Below are 16,140 nucleotides of genomic sequence, written 5' to 3'. Positions count from 1 at the left end.
GCCTACTCCTCGTCGTCTCCGCCGTCGACCGCGCGGATCCGCTGCTGCACCGAGTCCGCCAGATCGGCGAGGCGGGCACGGCGCTGCTCCGGGCTCATCTGCGCGAACTCGGCGAACTGCTGCGCCAGCGGGTTGGAGCCCTCCCCGGTGACTGCGATCGTCTCCGTCGGGTCTCCGAACAGCACCCGGCGGTGCCGCATCGCCACGTCCATCAGCCGGATGAAGTCGCCCACGCTCATCTCGGCCGGGTTGATCGTCGTCAGCCGCTGCGCCAGCTTGCCGATCGCCGCCCCGAGGATCTTCGCGTCCGTCTCGGCGGCCTTCCGGCGCTCCTGCAGCCACATCGCCTCGTACTGGACGTCCAGGTGCCGGTCGTACGCCTCGACCCGCTCACGCCACCGGAACTCGGACGCCAGGTTCCTCACGTGCCCGTACGCGAGTGTCAGCTTCTGCGCGGCTTCCGTAAGGGTCCGGGTGCGTCCGAGGTCTCGGAAGGTGACGAACTGGCCGTGCTTCTTGGCCGTCTCGCTGGGCTGGCGCTCCCAGGGGTCCAGGGACGGGTCGAGGGTGATCGGGGTGCGGGTGCTCACTCGGGTCCGTCCGAGAGGAGTTCGTGGTTGGGTCCGGACAGGTACTCGCCGGCGAGACGCTCAAGGAGGCGCCATCCCTGGCCTTGCTCGATTTCGCCGCGTCCTTCTGCGGCTGCGATGGCCTTGTTGATGGTGACGGCGGCGGGTGCTGGGAGGGTGCGGGAGCCGAGGACGGTTTCGAGGCCGACGTGCCCGGTGTGGAGGTGGGTGCCGTCTGGGGCGGTGTAGCCCTCGGCGAGTTCGTCGAGGTGGCGTTCCACGATGGCGAGGATGGCGTGGAGCGCGGTGGCGACGTTGCCGACTTTGTGGGCGGCGTGGGTGGAGGCGAGCGTGTCGAGGGTTTGCTCGTAGTCGGCGCGTGCGGCGAGCCAGCTTTCGTTCTGGCCGAGGCGGGCCTGGTCGAAGGCTTCGCGGGCGGCTTCGAGCTCGGGCGGCAGGAAGATGAGGCTGACGGTGGCGAAGTCGAGGTTCGCCTCCGAGAGGCCTTCGGGCTGGACTTCGGCGAGGAGCTTCAGCTGGTCGTCGTCCAGGCCGGAGTAGGCGCGCCAGTCGACGTCTTCGATCTGGTCGTACAGCTGCTGGAGGGTGGCCGGGTCGTCCTTGCCGGTGATGGCGTTGTGTGACAGCTGGCGGGCGATCAGCTGGTCTTTCGTCTGGGCGTCCTCGATCAGCATGCAGGTGATCTCGGGCAGGCCGGCTTCCACGGAGGCGTCGCAGCGGTGGTTGCCGGACAGGATCAGTTCCTCGCCCTCCGGGTATTCGCCTGCGCCGTAGATCAGGGGGACGCTGGTGAGGCAGCCGTCTTCCCGGATGTTCGCTACGAGCCGGTCGTACTCCTCCTTGGTCTGGTAGTGGGCGTTGACGGGGAGGCGGGTGAGGTTGCGCGGGTCGCGCTGGACGAAGCGGGGCCGGATCTGTGTGGTCGGGGCGGCGGGGGTGTCGGTGGTCATCGCATGTCCTTGCCGTGCTTGGTCTTCCACAGGGTCAGGGCCTCGTTGAGGTCGTAGGTGCCGAGGGGGCCGCCGTACTGGAGCTGGTAGCGGTGGATGCCGTCGGCGCCGGGCTCGGTGCGCTTCTGCAGCTTCACGCCGGGGATGCCGCGCCCGTACTTCGCCGAGTTGGGGCGGTCGGTGAACGCGGTGGTGGACCAGGCGTCGATCCGCTTGGACAGCGAGCGTTGGACGAGGAGCTGTGCCTCGCGGGTGGAGGCCGCCATCACGATCAGCTTGGCGAGGCGCCGATAGCGGGTCCACGACACCGGGAAGTCCGACATCAGGTAGGCGGTGTTCGGGTCGAACTTCGGCGGCAGGTAGGCGAACGCGCCGATGACCTTGCCGTCGACGGCGACCGCGCACGCGATGAGCGGACTGCCGGGCTTGATCGTCTTGGACATGAACTGCGAGCGGATCGCCGCGAACTGGCCGCCGGTCAGGATGTGGATCGTCATCCGGTCGCCCAGCTCCTCGTCCGCGCCGATCTTCGGCATGGGGATCGGCTCGACGGCCTGGCGGGGCCGGACGATGCGGCGGGGCCCGTTCGCGGCGTACACGTAGATCGGCAGGCCGCGGTTCGCGGTCTGGACGACGCCGGCGAGCTTGTCGCGCAGCTCGGGGCGTTCGATGTGCAGGCCGAGGACCCAGTTCGGCCGGTCCTGGACCTGCTCGATGATGCGTTCCTTGCCGTCCTCGGTCAGCTCATCGAACGACGGCTCGGGCCAGTCGAAGGCGGCGTCGATGGACGCGAACTGCGCCTGGTAGTCCTTGGCGTAGAACGGCGGGAACATCACCACCGGGGCGTCGGCGGGCACCTCTTGGTCGAGGTAGTCGCGGACGTCGCCGGCGAAGAACGAGCCGAGCCGTGTCTGCAGGTTCCGCAGCTTCGTGGCGGTTTTCTCGTGCATGCGCGGCCACTGCTCGCGGGTGGCGTCCAGCATCCGCCGGTAGTAGGCGCCGTCCTTGCCGACGTACTGCAGGAAGCGGGTGCCGAGCATGAGGGTGGCGAGGAGGTCGGTGCGGTCCTCCAGGTAGGGGTGCAGCCAGCCCAACGTCTCCGCGTACTCTTCGCGGAGCGTGTACCGGAGTTCGTCACCGGCGAGGAACCAGCCGAGGGCGCAGCTGTACGCCTGGATGTCGTTGCCGTGGACGCGGCGCTCGTTGCCGAACCGGGCGTGCAGCACCCGCTCGATCGTGAAGTTCCCCGAGCAGCCGACGTAGATGTCCTCTCCGGGCCAGGTGCCGGCGTGCTCGTAGATGATCGAGCGGAGGGGTGCGGGGATCGATCCGTGGAACATGGGCCGCTCCTGGGGGTCCTGCAGACAAAGGGCGGCAAAGATAGCTGACCTGGGGCAACTGAGGCCCGGGCAAGGCGAAGGCCCTCACCTGGTGGTGAGGGCCTGTCATGGAGCGCCGGCCACGACTTGAACGTGGTCCTGTCCCCTGGAAGGGGACCGTGCGGCGGTTACACCTCCGGCGCGTGCCGATCGCGCCGCTGCTCAGAACGACCGGACTGACGGTGATGGTACATGAACGCTGTGTGATGCCGTTTGTGTCTGCCCTGGGCTGGGCTCTGTGGGACTGTGGCCGGGCCTGTGGCCGCCTCGTTGCCGGGGCTTGGGGTGGTGGGAGGCGGCGGGGGGTTGGCGGCTTAGGCGGGCAGGTGGCCGGAGAACAGTGCGGGTTGGACCGCGGTACGGTTCTCGGCCGCCCGGTCGCCGGGCTCCTGGCGCTCGAGGTGCTCGGCGACCGTCCAGTTCCACCAGGCCGCCCGGTTCTCGCGCGGGCCGCCGTCGAGGAGCAGCCGGTCGGCGCGGACGTCGTGCACGGTGCCGTCGAGGATCAGCCACACCTCGCACCAGGGACCGACTGCAGTGAGCATGGCGAGCTGGTGGATGTCGCCCCAGCCGGGGTGCAGGCCGCCGGGCTTGACCCACGTCCAGGTGCCGGGCCGGATGTCGCCGGGGCCGGTGACCCTGTGCCGGGGGATCGGCGGGCGCTGGCGGCGGCGCCGGGACGGCTTGGGCGGGTAGTAGTGGCTCGGCGGGTAGTGCGGGCGCCGGGCTGCGGCCAGCTCGGCTCCCTGCCAAACGACAACGTCCTTCGCGGTGTAGCAGCGCTCCCCCAGGTGCCAGTTCCTCGGGCCGTGCTTCTCCCGGTAGACGGTCTGTCCGCATGTGCAGCGGTTGGAGGTCAGGTGCTCGGCGGCCTCCGCGCAGGGCCAGGCCGTGGAGCAGGCACGGCAGGTCCAGCCGTCGGCGATGCTGGGCAGGTGCTCGTCGGGGAGGCGGATCGGGCGGATCGTCCATCCTGTGGCCATCTGTGGCGTCCTATCTCGGCAGGGTCTGAGGTGGTGGTGGGCGGACCGGCGGGGTCGCGGTAGACCAAGCGGTGAGGCCGGGGAACGCTGCCTGTTCCCCGGCCTCGCGGCGGTCAGGTGCCTGTGCCGGCCGTCAGGGAACGTCGAAGCAGAGTGCGCTGTGCGCGTGCTGCTCGTCGGAGCAGTTCGAGGCGTGCCCGGAGGACTCGGGCTGGGCGGCATCGATCACGGTGCAGGGCCAGACGGCTGCCATGCCGTGCTTCGCGTAGATCAGGGCTCCCGCCTCGTTCTCGAACCGGGCGGCGTTCTCCGGGTCGTGGCCGCACCCGTGGTGCAGGACGCCGATGGTCGTGGTGCGCAGCGTGACCCCGTCGTCCGCCCGGATCACGTACGGCTCACCGCCTTCGGTGTCGTGAACGTGGTAGCTGGCCGGGCCATCGCCGTCGGCGGCTTCGATCCGGTCGAGGACGGCGATTGCACCCGGGGCGATGACGAGGGTGACGCTGCTGACGCCCTCCACCGTGTACGGCGGGGCGGGCTCCAGTCCGGCGGCCTTGCGCTTGGCGGCGACGTCGGCGGCCTGGATGCGGCGCTTGCGGGCGATCTCCTGGAAGGCCAGGCCGATCGCCTCGCGGCGGGTGCCGGCCGTGGCCCACACCCTGCGCTGGCCGTTGGCGTCTCGGACCTCCCACTCGTCCGGGTCGTCCTTCGTGCGGTAGACGGCCATCTCCCAGTCGGTCACGTTGGTGTGCGCCGGGGTGTCCTCCGGGAAGCTGCCGGGGACGGTGAACAGGTAGCCGTTCTCGGCGAAGGGCGAGTAACTCGGGAAGCGGCCGGGGCCGTAGACGGCGAGGTGGACGTCGCCGGTCAGGTAGTCGTCGCGCATGGCGTTCCTCTCGGGTGCGAGCTGGTTGGATGAGGGGTCCCGGGGCCGGGGAGCGCTGCCTGCTCCCCGGCCCCGCTGGGCGGGTCGGCTAGTTGGCGCGGCCGAAGCACTCCATGAGGACGAGGGCCTGGCGGAGGCTGTCGACGCCGTGGATGCCGATCCCGGCGACGTCGACGTTGCCCATGTCGTCGTCGGCGACGACCGCGGTGGTGTAGCCGCTGGCGTACGCGGTGCGGACGGCGGCGTTGACGTCGGCCACGGGCCGCACACGGCCGTCCAGGCCGAGTTCGCCGATGAACGCCACCTTGTGTAGGGCGCGCGGGTCGAAGGCGCCGGTGGCGGCGAGGGCGGTGACGGCCAGGGCGAGGTCGGCGGCGGTGGCGCCGCGGGCGAGGGTGCCGTGCGCGGTGACCGTGAGGGCGGCGTCCGGCACGTCGTACCCGGAGTTGGCCATCGCGGCGCGGATCCGGTCGCGGGTCTCCCGCTGGTACAGGGGGTGCGGGCCTTCCAGGTTGAAGGCCCGTTCCCCGGCGACGCATTCGGCGCGAACGTCGAGCATCCGGCCGGGGGTGGCGGCGAAGCCGTGGGCGGTGCGCCGCTCGGGCTTGGGGGCGCCTGGCAGGAGGACGGTCCGATACGGCAGGCCCTCGGCGGCGGTCTCCCAGCCGGCGTCTTCCAGGCCGCCGAAGGGCAGCACCTCGCGGAAGAGGGCTTCGACGTCGCCGGTGATGCTGTCGTGCAGCGGGCTCGCCGGGGTGAATGGCGCCCGGTACAGGGCCTTGCCGCCCGCGTCGCGGACCTCGTACAGCTCGCCATCCTCGGTGTCGACGGTGATCGCGGCGGCGTCGGGCAGTGCCTCGCGGATGAGGCGGGCGGCGTAGGCGATGGTGCCCTGCAGGTAGGTCGCGCGGGCGCTCAGCGCGATCTGCCGCGCCTCCTCGCAGGCGGCGGAGAGGTCGGCGGTGGTCGGGTCGGTGTGCAGGACCTGGGTCATCTCGGTTCCCTTCGGATGGGCGCCCGCCCGGGTGGGCGGGCGCTCGGATGGGTGGGCGGTCAGGCGGGGGGCTGCTCGTCGGCGTGGATGGCGCTCGCTTGGAGAGGGATTTAGTGGGTAGTCACTATGTCCAACGCGTGACTACCCCTGGAGTTCCGGGTTGGAGCCGGGCTTTTCGAGAAATGTGCAGGTCAGGCGGCCATCGCGTACCGGTCGATGTCCTGGCCGGTGATGCACTCGACCAGGGCGCACAGCAACACCTCCGCCGCGTTCGGCGTGACCGCGTTGCCCAGCTGCCTGATCTGGTCCCGCTTGCTGCCCAGGATCTTGTAGCCGTCCGCGAAAGCCATCGCCCTCTTGATCTCCTTGGGCTGGAGCATCCGGAACAGCACCTTCGACAGGTCGTACTCGCCGTTGGCGTCGAGGAGCGCGTACCGGTCCCGGGTCGGCAGGGCGCCGACCGGCTCGCTGACGGGCCGGGCCTGGCCGCTGCCGTACGGAACGAGCAGCGGGTCTGCCGTGATCAGCGACTGGTGGCCGGTGGTCGTCATGGTCCGGAACGGCTCGTCCGCGACGGTGACCATCTGTGCGGGGTCGCCGTTCGGGGTGTTGTTCCGCATGACCAGCGGGCGGGGCGCCATGACCAGGCCGTGGTGATTGCCGCCGGCCGAGACGGTGTGGACCGGGTGGCCGATGTGCCGGGCCTTCTCCAGGTCGCCGCCTCCCCGCATGGGGACCACGAACGGCACGTAGGCGATCGCCGTCTCAAGCCGCGTTGTCTGGGTGCGCAGCGGCTCGTCCATCCGCATGGCTTCCTTGCCTTCGCGGCCTTCGCAGGGCACCAGGATGGGCGGCACGACCAGGGCGTCGGACTCGACGGTCGTGCGGGTCGGCATCGGCTGGTTCACACCGGCCGGGCCGTTGCGCCAGGTGCCGCCGGTCGGCACGAGGAACGGAGCGATGCGGTCGGCGTCGGGCCGGTCGGCGAACAGTGTTTCCTGCCCGCCCTGCTCGCCTCCGGGCTGCGGCCAGTACTTCTTCACTCCCGCCCGGATGCGGGCCATCGTCTTCGGCGCGAGACCCTCGGGGCATTCTTCGGTCTTCGGCCGACTGCCGATCGGCGTGCCCTTGATGGACCAGTCGATGGCCGCCGCAGCGGGCAGGACGTCGGGGCGGACGATCGCGCGGCACGACTTCTTCGGGCACCGGTAGTCGTAACTCGACCCGTAGCGGCCCATGTCCTTGCCCGGCTTACGGAAGACCTGCAGCGCGCTCACCATCTCGTCACAGCTCGCGCAGTACGCCCTGGGGCGCAGCCACTTGTCCCAGTCCGGGGTGCGGCCGAGGCTCTTGTGCCAGTAGGCGACGTACAGCCGGTCACGGCTCTGCGGGGCCTTGTGCACGCTCCTGGGGTCGGCGTGCATCGAGTTCAGCGCGATGACCTTCGTCCGGTAGCCCAGCTTATGGAACTCGCCGAGCCAGGCGTCCCACTCGGACCACGCGCGGACGTCGGTGACGTTCTCGACCACGCCCGCCTTGATCAGGCCGCCGCGCTCGATCACGCCGCGCAGGTACAGGGGCACCTCCTCCATCAGCGCCCGGCTGGCCTCCTCCTCTTCGGTCGGCCCGTCGTCCTGCTGGTCGGCGGTCTTGAACTTCTCCTCCTCCACGTCCGCGTAGAGGCTGAGCAGGTCGCCCTGGACGGCCTTGGCGAACGACCGCTTCTTGCCCTTCGCGATCGACCAGTTCGTGCACTCCGGGCTCGCCCAGAAGATGTCGGTGATCGGCCAGGCCCAGACCGGGGCCTTGCGGATGTCGCCGATGTAGTGCGCGACGCCCGGGAAGTTCATCTGGTGGGTCTGGATGGCCTGCTTCCAGTGGTTCGCCGCGCGGGCCACCCGCAGGAAGGGGACAGCGTCCGCACCCTGACCCGACCCGCCTGCGCCGCAGTTGCCGGTCCAGTGCACCAGCCCGTTGCGCCTACAGAGCCAGGTGCCGTACTCGACCGTGGGGCACCAGACGGTGCCGGTGTGGGTCGTCCACTCGGCGACCGCCTGGCGGAGCGGCTTGACGGTCACCCGTTCCAGGAGCGACACCCGCCACATCGGGTACGCCTTGCCCTTGTGCTGCATCTCCCAGCGGTGGATGGAGGTCGTCCGGCCCGCGAGGATCGCAGCGAACTGGAACGCTTCCGCGCGGTCCTGCCGGTTCTGCGAGAGGGACGAGTCCCGCGCCCCATCGCGCACACGAGTCGTCCCATCCGCCAGCATCGACGCCTCGATCAGCAGGTCGAGCTGGGCCGGTGTGAGGGAGCGCAGCCAGTCCGGGTCGAGGACGTGGTCGGGGGCGGCAGCCAGGATGGGCGCCGCGGCGGCCACGTTGAGCCGCCAGTACCTCGTCCCCTCGTAGTCCGCGACGTTCCAGGCGGGCTCGCCGCGTCGCCGGCCAGCTCGGCCCATCGGGGGGCCGTAGAGCGCGGTCAGCGCCCGCTCGATCCGCTCGCACTTCGCGCGGTTCACCGTGGGCGACTGGGAGAGGTGCAAGCCGCCGTTCTCGCGGTAGCTGCCCTCGGTCCACGCCCAGCCGACCAGCTCGACCAGCGCGTCATCGTGGACGCTCTGGGTTGGGGCCTCGAAGGGAGCGCTACGGACGACCGAGGACTCCACATTGAGCCGGTCGGAGGTCCGGACTTGCCAGACCAGGCGACGCCCTGCCTGGGTGCCCACCCGCTGCTGGACGGGCCAGCGGTGGCCTTCCGTCACGAACGCCGAGAGCCCCTTGCCCTCCACCCGCAGCATCTTCGCGTCGGTCACCTCGAACACGTTCATCCGCTGGATCGGCACCCAGCGCGCGACGCCGCCCTCGGTGTTGAGGCTGGCCACCAGGTCACCGACCGCCACCTGGTCGTACCGTCGCCATCCGTGCGCCGTGAGGATCTCGGTCTCGGTGTCCGCGCAGAACCAGTCCATGACGCTGAGGTCGCCGCCGTCGTGCTTGTAGGCGCGCACGCGGCGGGGGGCGTTGGCGGCTTTGGAGGCTGCCGCCCACTGGCGGCTGGTGGAGTCGATGTAGGGCATCTGCCGTCTCCCTTGCTCTCATGGCTCCGGGCGAGCCGATCGCTGTCGGCTCGCCCGGTGGCTGGGGTGAAAGGTTTACACAATCATCTTTGCCAAATTAGCTTTGGAATATCGGTCATGATCCACGGAGTTCGGCAAAGGATCGTCAAACCGGCCCGGTCAGGGCCGGAACGGGATCTGCGGGTTGAGCTGGCCGCCGAGCGCGTACCACTGCCAGTCGTGGCCGCCGACCGCGTACCGGCCGTCCTTGTTCGGCTGGAGGACCTGGACCGCCTGCTCGCGCTTCTCCCCGTCCAGGTACATCCAGCAGACGACGAGCACGACCGCGTACTTCAAGGGCTCGGTGGAACCGTCGTGCCGCACGGCGCAGTCCCCGCCTTCCAGGACGTGCACCGTGTCGACCGAGTCGTGCCCGTAGCGGGCGGCGTCCGCCTGGGTTTGCTCGGCGATGCGCCGGACGGTGTCGAGGTCGAACCAGGGCTTCACGTACCCGTCGCGCTGGTCGTCGGGGTCGACCATCGCCGGGTACCGGTCGCTGTCGTTGGCGCACACCAAGACCTCGACCATCTGGCCCCGCTGCCGGACCGGTGCGGGTGCGCTCTCGTCGAGCTGGAGGGCTGCCGCCGGCAGCAGGTCGAGCCGGTAGGCCGGCCGCCCGTCGCGGTCGGGCTGCTCGGTGCACAGGTCGTACCAGACGTCGCGCGTGCTGTCGTTGAGGTAGGCCGTCCACTCGCTCATGCCGTGGATACCGTTCCCGGCCTCGGCGGCGCCGACCGTCTCGGTGAACGTCCGCTCCTCGCCGGCGAGCGTCCAGTACCGGCCGTTGGGGAACAGTGAGCCGTCCTCCCCTTCGACCAGCTCGACGGCACTCGCGTCGAACGGGGCGTCGGGCTCGTAGCCGGTCAGGATGTCGCGCACCGCGGCGGCGGTGGCGACGAGCATCGCGCGGCCGAGCTGGTCGCGCGCGGCCCGGTCGGCGTCCAGGGCGGCGTGCGCGGCGGCGCCGAGGTGGGTGGGGATCTCGTAGGCGGGGCGGGAGGCGGGCTGGGTGGTCATGTGACGTCCTCGTTTCCTTGTACTGATGTGGAGTGGGGGGCCGAGGCGGGCCTGTGAGCGCCCGTCCCAGCCGGGCGGGTTACTGGGGGGCGGGCGCGAAGGTGAGCCGGTAGAGCGCGCTGGACTTCTCGTCGGGGACCAGCACCCAGCCGGCCGCCGTCTCGTCCTCGGTGGTCTCCTCGTAGGCGGCCCGCAGGATCGCGTCGGCCTCGCCGAGCGTCTCGGTGTCGAAGGGGCCGGTGTCGTCGGCCGTGTCGATCTCGACGTCGCCCGCGAAGACCGCGCAGATGTAGGGCGGGCCAGTGACGTCGACCAGGGCCGACGTCGCCTCGGGGGCCAGTGTTCGCAGGACCTGCCCGGCCCTGTGGGTGGCGGCGGCGAGGGCCGTCGTCGGCTGGCCGTCGCGGGTCAGGCCGCACAGGCAGTCGGTCTCGTGCCAGTCCTGGGTGTTCCCGCAGGCGCAGTTCCAGGTGACCACGCACCACGGCCACTCCCTGCCCCCGAGGTAGTAGCCGCCGTCGACCTGCTCGATGACGTCGAAGGCGCCCGAGCCTTCGTCATCGACCCACTCCCAGTGGACGCACACGACGACCACGCGGGCGGCGCCGGCGCCCCGGCCCGTGGCCCTGTTCTTCGTCTTGCGGGCGGCCCTGCGGGCCTGCCGGTTGACGGCGATCGGCGTGACGGTCGGGGTCTTGCCGCGCCAGTTGATGCGCAGCGCGACGGCGCGGGCCGCTCGGTCGCCGTCCTCGTTGGCCGTGTAGGTCTCGCCGCTGTCGATGACGTGGACCGTGTCGGGGCTGCCCTGGCGGCCGTCGATGACGTGGATGGTCTCCATGGACGACCAGCCGTAGCTCTCGGCCATCTCGATCGTTCCGGCCGATACCTGCCGGGTGGCGTCGAGGGTGAAGCGGTAGGTGCGCCACTCGCTCTGCTGGCAGTCGTAGGGTCCGACGATGCTGTCCAGGGTGACGCGCGTGTCGATCACTGGGATTCCCTCCGGGTATGGGTCCGGCCGGGACCCCGCGGGTCCCGGCCGGTCGGTCGTGCGCTGGGCGGCCTTACTCGCTGTCCTGCGCGGGGCTGATGGCAGTGGTGTGGTCGTGTCCGGTCTCCGCGCGGTCGTGGGCCATGCCGCGCGCGCAGGTGGCGAGGTGTCCGGCCCATCCCTTCTGGGGGCCGTCGGGGATGATCCGGTAGACGAAGCAGCGGTGTCCGCAGAAGTTGCAGTAGGCACCGGCCATGTCGTCCTCCTTGTCGGGTGCCGGTCGGGCGGGTTAGAAGAGGCCGCCCTGCTGGTGGTCGGTCTTCGGCTGGGCGCCCAGCTCGGGCACCTCCTCCCCGGTCAGCTCGGTCCACCACTTCGCGAGGAACATGCGGTGGCACCAGCATTCAGGCGGCGCGAGCCGGTCGTACCGGTCGAAGCACAGGAGGACGAGCGGGCTGTCCAGGTCGTAGGCGCCCGCGATGCGGATCAGCTCGTCGCGGATGGCCCCGAAGCCGCGCGCGTTCAGCAGCCGGCGGTAGCTGAACTCGTAGGCGTCCCGCGCGTTGATGCCGAGCAGCTCCTTGGTCGGCGTGACCAACTTCGCGTGCGCGGTCAGCGGGTACGGGAGCGGGAAGCGCGGACGGCCGACCGTCGTGCGGACCGGTGTGCCCATGTCGGGCGTGAACTCCTGGTAGGTGCAGGTGGCGAGTCTGACGTCCACTCTGTCGTCCCTTTCGTGTGGGGTTGGGGTGGGTGGAAGGTTCTACCGTGATCCTTTCCTAAATCCACTTTGTTTAATCCATTTTGCGAAGCTGGATATGCAAAGTGGACTCAAAGAGATCGCGGGTCAGGCGGCGGTCTCGAAGAGGTCGAGCTGGCGGGGCTGGCGCAGCAGCCAGTCGTGCGTGCGCAGCGGTCCCCCGGCGTACCCGGGGAGGAACAGGAGGCAGGTGCGGACGTTCGTCCCGCAGACCGCGAAGGAGTCGTCGGGCAGGGCCTCGATCTCGCCGCCGACCTCCTCGACCACGGCCCGGAACTCGGCCGTCTTCTTGTCCTCCCACCACATGAGGCCCGCGCTCATGATGGAGACCAGCACGCCGTCGTCCTTCATGAACTGGATCGCGTGAAGGATGTGGTCGAGGCCGCCACTGAAAGGCGGGTTCATCACGATCCGGTCGAAGCCTTCCGCGTACTCCAGCGGGTCGAGCTTGAGAAAGTCGGCAGCGAAGACCCTGCGGCAGTCGCCCTGCGCACGGAGCATGTCCGCACGGAACTCGTCGCACTCGACGGCGTCGATCACGCCGCCGCGCCGGGCGATCTCGGCGGTCAGCGCGCCCGATCCGGCGGAGGGCTCCAGGACCCTGTCCCCGGCCCGGATGCCCGCCAGGTCGCAGACCCGCATGGCGAGCGCGGGCGGGGTGGGGAACCAGCCCTGCTCGTACTTCGACGGGTACTCGCCGGCCGCCAGGCACTGCCGCAGGTGCTCCTCGATCCGGTGCGGGAAGACGTGCGCGCGGACCTTCTTGGCGCCGACCCACCGGCCGCCCATCTCCTTGAGGACCTTGTCGACCTGCCCGTACACCGGCCGGTCGAGTTCGAAGGGGATGCGTACGAGGTCGTCGCGGATCTCGGTGCGCGGGTCGGTGAGGACCTTGAGGGCGTCGTCGGTGAAGCGCATGGTCTGCCTCCTGGGCGGGTTGGAGGGCGCGCGCCGCGCTGGGCGGCGCGCGCCGTAGGGGGAAAGGTCGGACTAGTGACTAGGCACTACATGCAGCTCAGGCGGCGGCCTCGGGGTTGATGACGATGCCGCTCGCGCGGACTTCCGCGTGGGCCTGGGCCTTGCGCAGGTTGGCGCTCACCTTGCCGATCAGCTTCGCCAGGTGGTCCATGCGCATCTGGTGGCCGGGGATGCCGCCCGGGGTACCGGCGAGCAGCAGGGCCAGCTCCTCCGGGTCCGCGGTAGCCAGCTCGGAGAGGATCTCGCCGGCGGTCGACAGGCGGTCGATCTTCTTGGTCAGCCTGGCGCGCGCGTCCATGATCCGCTCGCGCTCCTCGGCGGTGACGTCGTGCGCACCGGGGATCTCCTCCTGGGTGCTGCCGTCACCCTCGGCGCTCTCGTCGGCGAGGACGAAGAACGAGCCCTGCGACTCCCGCCGCTTCTCCTCGGCGAGGCACGCCTTGACGAACTCCTCGGCCGCCCGGTCGTTCGGGAAGGCGCCCCGGGCGTACTTCGCGAGGAACCGCATCTGGTTGTCACAGCTCAGCTTGGAGACGTACCAGGCCATCCCGACCGGCAGGTGCGCCTTGCTCAGCGCATCCTGCGCCTCGTCGCACAGCTGGAGGAGGTCGATCCGCCAGCCGACGTAGGCGGCGGACTTGCCGCACATCTCGGCGACCTCATCGATCGTGTACTCGGCGTCCACCAGCCGCTGGAAGCTCTTGGCCTCCTCCATCGGGGTCATGTCCGCGCGGCCGACGTTCTCGGCGACCTGCTTGGCGAGCGTCTCGCGGTCGCCCTCCTCGACGCCCCGGGTGACCATCGCGTCCAGCTCGGTCAGGCCCGCCATCTGGGCGGCGCGCCAGCGCCGCTCGCCCATGATGAGCACGTACCGCCTCGTGGAGGGGACGTAGCGGAGGCTGACGGGCTGGAGCTGGCCGAGCTTCTTCATCGACTTGGCCAGTTCCTCCAGCTTGGCCTGGTCGAACTCCTCGCGCGGCTGGCTGGGGTCGCGGTCGATCCGGTCGACGGGCACCCGCTTGGGGGTGGCCTTGACCTCGGCCGGGGTCGGGGCGGGCGCGTCGGCCTTCTTCGCGGTGGTCTTCTTCGGGGCGGGCTTCGTCTTGGCGGCGTTCTTGGCGGCCTTGGCGGTCGCGGTTGCCTTCTTGGCGGGCGCGGTGGTGGTCATGGTGGGTGCCTCCTCGGTGGTGGGGTTTAGTGGGTAGTCACTATGTACAACGCCTGTGGAGGCCGTGTGGTTCCGGGTATTCCCAGAGAAATCGCTGGGCAGAGGGGTTTTTTCGGCCCCCTCCGCCGACTCCTCGGCCTCCGTCGCAGGCACCTCCTCCGCCTCGGCGGCGGGCGCCTCGACCTCCAGGGTCGCCTTCTCCTCGCCGGCCGCGGGGACCTCGGCAGCCGCCTCGGCGACGAGGTGGGCGCCCAGGGTGGAGGACCACGCCTGGAAGTCGAGCGGCGAGTACCAGCCGTCCGTGGAGGCGATTCCATCGTCCACGTACGCACGGTAGGCGGCGTCGAGCTCGGCAGTGCGCTCGATCTCGGGCTGCTCGCTGGCTCGCTCGGTCATCTCGGCCATCTGGGCGGCGTGGCGCTCTCGGCGGGTGAGCCGACGTCCATGCTTCTCTTCCTCGGTCACTGCGGCCTCCTCGGTGGGTGCGGTTAGTGGGGAGTCACTATGAACAACGTTGAGAGGGGCCGTGTGGTTCCGGGTGTCGTTAGAGAAACCGCAGGTCAGAAGGGTTTTTTCGCTCCCCTCCGGGTCGCCCTCCGTGGCCTTGGGGGCATCCTCGGCCGGTGCCGAGTCCTCGGCGGCCGCGCTGGCCAGGGCCTGCGCTTCGGCCATCTCGGCGGCGCTCCTGCGGCCGGTCACCAGGTCCCACTGGATCAGGTACGGGTCGCCGGGCACGGACACGCTCCGGGGGTTGACCCGCGTCACCTCGTGCCACTGACCCCCGGCCTCGACGTAGTCACCCCGCTTGAAGTCGGCCCTCCCACAGGTCTTCGTCGGCTCGGGCTCGTCGCTCACCGTCTCTGCAGCGGGTGCCGCCTGCCCCTCGGCCGGGGCCTCCTCGACGGCGGGCGGCGGCGCCTCCTCGGCCGCGGCGGGCTCCGCCGGCTGCTCGGGCTCGGGCTTCGGCTCGATGCTCCGTACGAAGCCGCTCCGGTCCCGCGAGACCGCCCAGTCGTCGTCTCCGTACGCGTAGCCGCGCTCGTCGAGGATCTTCGCGATCTCCTTCTGCAGAGCCTTCGACCAGACCGCCCGATGGAACTTCTCGCCCTCGGGTGGTGTGATCAGCGTCGGCTCGAAGTCCTTGTGCGGCCGGCTGTTGCCGTTGAGCCACGTCAGCTCGGCCACGGTGCCGCCCAGGTCGCACGTGACGAACAGCCGCTTGGCCACCTTCGGGTTGCTGCGCTTCGCGGCCTTCGCCGTCTTCGGCTTCGCCGCCTGGGCCTCGCGGACCGCGCTCGCGGGCTGCGCCTCGGATGCCTCGCGGGCCTCTTTCGAGCCGGGCACCATCCCGTCGGCACGGAAGGCGTCCATCGCGGCCTCCGGGCAGCGGGCGCGCACGTTGGTGTAGTCGGCCGTGTGCGTCCAGGTCCTGCCGCGCTCGGTGGCGTCCTCCAGTGTCATCACCTGCTTCGGGGCCAGCCGCAGGTTCCACGCGATGCTGAGCGAGGTGGGGTTGACCCGCTTCGCCTGGTACCAGGAGCCGCAGTAGTGCACGTAGTCGCCCGGCGCGAAGTCCTCGGGGCCCCAGATCTTCACCCCGTCGGCCTCGGCCTGCTTGACGATCTTCTCCCAGTGCTCGATCTCTTCGCGGAGGTCGAGGACGTTGACCTCGTGCCGCTCGCCGTTCCAGCCCTTCTCGGCGGCCTCCGCCACGTAGCGCTCCTGCTGGCGGAGGTCGGCACGTAGCTTCTTGAGCCGCCGCAGGGTGCGGTACGGGTCCTTGCGGAACCGCTCGTAGTTCTCGGCCGCGCGCGCCCGGTCCGACCAGTACGCCGCCCGGTCGCGGTCCTCGATCGACTTCCGCATGTTCGTGTCGATCCGCTCAGCGTCCCGTTCCGCGCGCCGCTGGCTGTGGTGCCCGACCAGGATCGGCTGCCCGAACGGGATGCCCCGCATGATGCTCCGGGCCGCGGCGTGCCGGGCGTCGGAGGAGGCCACGGCCCGGCTCGCGCGGTCGCCGAACCGGTCGGCGCGGTTCTCGGCGCGCTCCTCGCGATCGGCCTCTGCCTCCTCGAAGGACCGGCGCACGCGCTCGTTGATCTCGACCGTCACGGTGTGCCCGGCCGCACGGAGGGCGTCGGCGGCCCGGTTGATCCGCCAGGTGTCGGCCGCCTTGTCGCGGGACCGCTTGATGAACAGGCCGTCCACGTTGCGGGAGAACCAGAAGCCGAACTCGCGGACGATCTCGAAGACGCCGTCGCCCTTGCTGGAGCCTTCGAGGATCGTGCCTTCGGCTCGCGTGTGAGTGATCGTGATCTCGGCCAAGGCCGG

At 70.4% G+C, this 16,140-nt stretch carries 13 protein-coding genes; all 13 read right to left on the bottom strand.

All coding sequences use genetic code 11. The annotated features are described in order from the left end of the window. Window positions 1–2 precede the first annotated feature (2 nt). On the bottom strand, window positions 3–590 hold the full coding sequence (locus AB0N14_RS17820) for a hypothetical protein (RefSeq protein WP_366026598.1): 588 nt from the start codon (window positions 588–590) through the stop codon (window positions 3–5). Then, the gene (locus tag AB0N14_RS17815; protein ID WP_366026597.1) at window positions 587–1,540 is read right to left on the bottom strand and encodes a ParB N-terminal domain-containing protein; all 954 of its coding nucleotides are present in this window, start codon (window positions 1,538–1,540) and stop codon (window positions 587–589) included. The genes AB0N14_RS17820 and AB0N14_RS17815 overlap by 4 nt, the downstream gene beginning before the upstream one ends. Continuing rightward, complete coding sequence (locus AB0N14_RS17810) at window positions 1,537–2,880, bottom strand: hypothetical protein (protein ID WP_366026596.1); 1,344 nt, start codon at window positions 2,878–2,880, stop codon at window positions 1,537–1,539. Before AB0N14_RS17810 ends, AB0N14_RS17815 begins: the two co-directional genes overlap by 4 nt. 353 nt (window positions 2,881–3,233) lie before the next feature. Continuing rightward, complete coding sequence (locus AB0N14_RS17805) at window positions 3,234–3,902, bottom strand: hypothetical protein (RefSeq protein WP_366026595.1); 669 nt, start codon at window positions 3,900–3,902, stop codon at window positions 3,234–3,236. A 133-nt stretch (window positions 3,903–4,035) separates the two neighbouring features. Further along, the gene (locus AB0N14_RS17800; protein ID WP_366026594.1) at window positions 4,036–4,788 is read right to left on the bottom strand and encodes a hypothetical protein; all 753 of its coding nucleotides are present in this window, start codon (window positions 4,786–4,788) and stop codon (window positions 4,036–4,038) included. Between the two features lie 88 nt (window positions 4,789–4,876). After that, a complete protein-coding gene (locus AB0N14_RS17795) occupies window positions 4,877–5,782 on the bottom strand; it encodes a magnesium chelatase domain-containing protein (RefSeq protein WP_366026593.1) in 906 nt (301 codons plus the stop codon). 191 nt (window positions 5,783–5,973) lie between these two features. Continuing rightward, entirely contained in the window at window positions 5,974–8,859 is a 2,886-nt protein-coding gene (locus tag AB0N14_RS17790; RefSeq protein ID WP_366026592.1) for a DNA cytosine methyltransferase, read from the bottom strand. A gap of 159 nt (window positions 8,860–9,018) precedes the next feature. After that, window positions 9,019–9,915, bottom strand: a complete 897-nt coding sequence (locus tag AB0N14_RS17785) for a hypothetical protein (RefSeq protein WP_366026591.1) — start codon at window positions 9,913–9,915, stop codon at window positions 9,019–9,021. Window positions 9,916–9,994: 79 nt separating this feature from the next. Beyond that, window positions 9,995–10,903 carry a hypothetical protein gene (locus AB0N14_RS17780; protein ID WP_366026589.1) on the bottom strand — a complete coding sequence of 303 codons (909 nt, stop codon included), beginning with the start codon at window positions 10,901–10,903 and terminating at the stop codon, window positions 9,995–9,997. Window positions 10,904–10,976: 73 nt separating this feature from the next. Further along, on the bottom strand, window positions 10,977–11,159 hold the full coding sequence (locus tag AB0N14_RS17775) for a hypothetical protein (RefSeq protein ID WP_366026588.1): 183 nt from the start codon (window positions 11,157–11,159) through the stop codon (window positions 10,977–10,979). Window positions 11,160–11,192: 33 nt separating this feature from the next. Continuing rightward, window positions 11,193–11,624 (bottom strand): hypothetical protein, encoded by a 432-nt coding sequence (locus AB0N14_RS17770; RefSeq protein WP_366026587.1) that lies wholly within the window; start codon window positions 11,622–11,624, stop codon window positions 11,193–11,195. A gap of 126 nt (window positions 11,625–11,750) precedes the next feature. Beyond that, on the bottom strand, window positions 11,751–12,581 hold the full coding sequence (locus AB0N14_RS17765; protein ID WP_366026586.1) for a class I SAM-dependent methyltransferase: 831 nt from the start codon (window positions 12,579–12,581) through the stop codon (window positions 11,751–11,753). Window positions 12,582–12,678: 97 nt separating this feature from the next. Further along, window positions 12,679–16,134, bottom strand: a complete 3,456-nt coding sequence (locus AB0N14_RS17760) for a ParB/RepB/Spo0J family partition protein (RefSeq protein WP_366026585.1) — start codon at window positions 16,132–16,134, stop codon at window positions 12,679–12,681. Window positions 16,135–16,140 lie beyond the last annotated feature (6 nt).

This window comes from Streptomyces sp. NPDC051104 (genome assembly GCF_040682835.1).
GTDB classification, from domain to species: domain Bacteria; phylum Actinomycetota; class Actinomycetes; order Streptomycetales; family Streptomycetaceae; genus Streptomyces; species Streptomyces cynarae.
The sequence above is the reverse complement of the archived record's forward strand: the minus strand, read 5'-3'. Positions and strand labels throughout refer to the sequence as shown.

Excerpts from the sequence above, each read along its gene's own strand:
- AB0N14_RS17815 (WP_366026597.1), bottom strand. The coding sequence starts at position 1,540 with ATGACCACCGACACCCCCGCCGCCCCGACCACACAGATCCGGCCCCGC.
- AB0N14_RS17810 (WP_366026596.1), bottom strand. The coding sequence starts at position 2,880 with ATGTTCCACGGATCGATCCCCGCACCCCTCCGCTCGATCATCTACGAG.
- AB0N14_RS17805 (WP_366026595.1), bottom strand. The coding sequence starts at position 3,902 with ATGGCCACAGGATGGACGATCCGCCCGATCCGCCTCCCCGACGAGCAC.
- AB0N14_RS17800 (WP_366026594.1), bottom strand. The coding sequence starts at position 4,788 with ATGCGCGACGACTACCTGACCGGCGACGTCCACCTCGCCGTCTACGGC.
- AB0N14_RS17795 (WP_366026593.1), bottom strand. The coding sequence starts at position 5,782 with ATGACCCAGGTCCTGCACACCGACCCGACCACCGCCGACCTCTCCGCC.
- AB0N14_RS17790 (WP_366026592.1), bottom strand. The coding sequence starts at position 8,859 with ATGCCCTACATCGACTCCACCAGCCGCCAGTGGGCGGCAGCCTCCAAA.
- AB0N14_RS17785 (WP_366026591.1), bottom strand. The coding sequence starts at position 9,915 with ATGACCACCCAGCCCGCCTCCCGCCCCGCCTACGAGATCCCCACCCAC.
- AB0N14_RS17775 (WP_366026588.1), bottom strand. The coding sequence starts at position 11,159 with ATGGCCGGTGCCTACTGCAACTTCTGCGGACACCGCTGCTTCGTCTAC.
- AB0N14_RS17765 (WP_366026586.1), bottom strand. The coding sequence starts at position 12,581 with ATGCGCTTCACCGACGACGCCCTCAAGGTCCTCACCGACCCGCGCACC.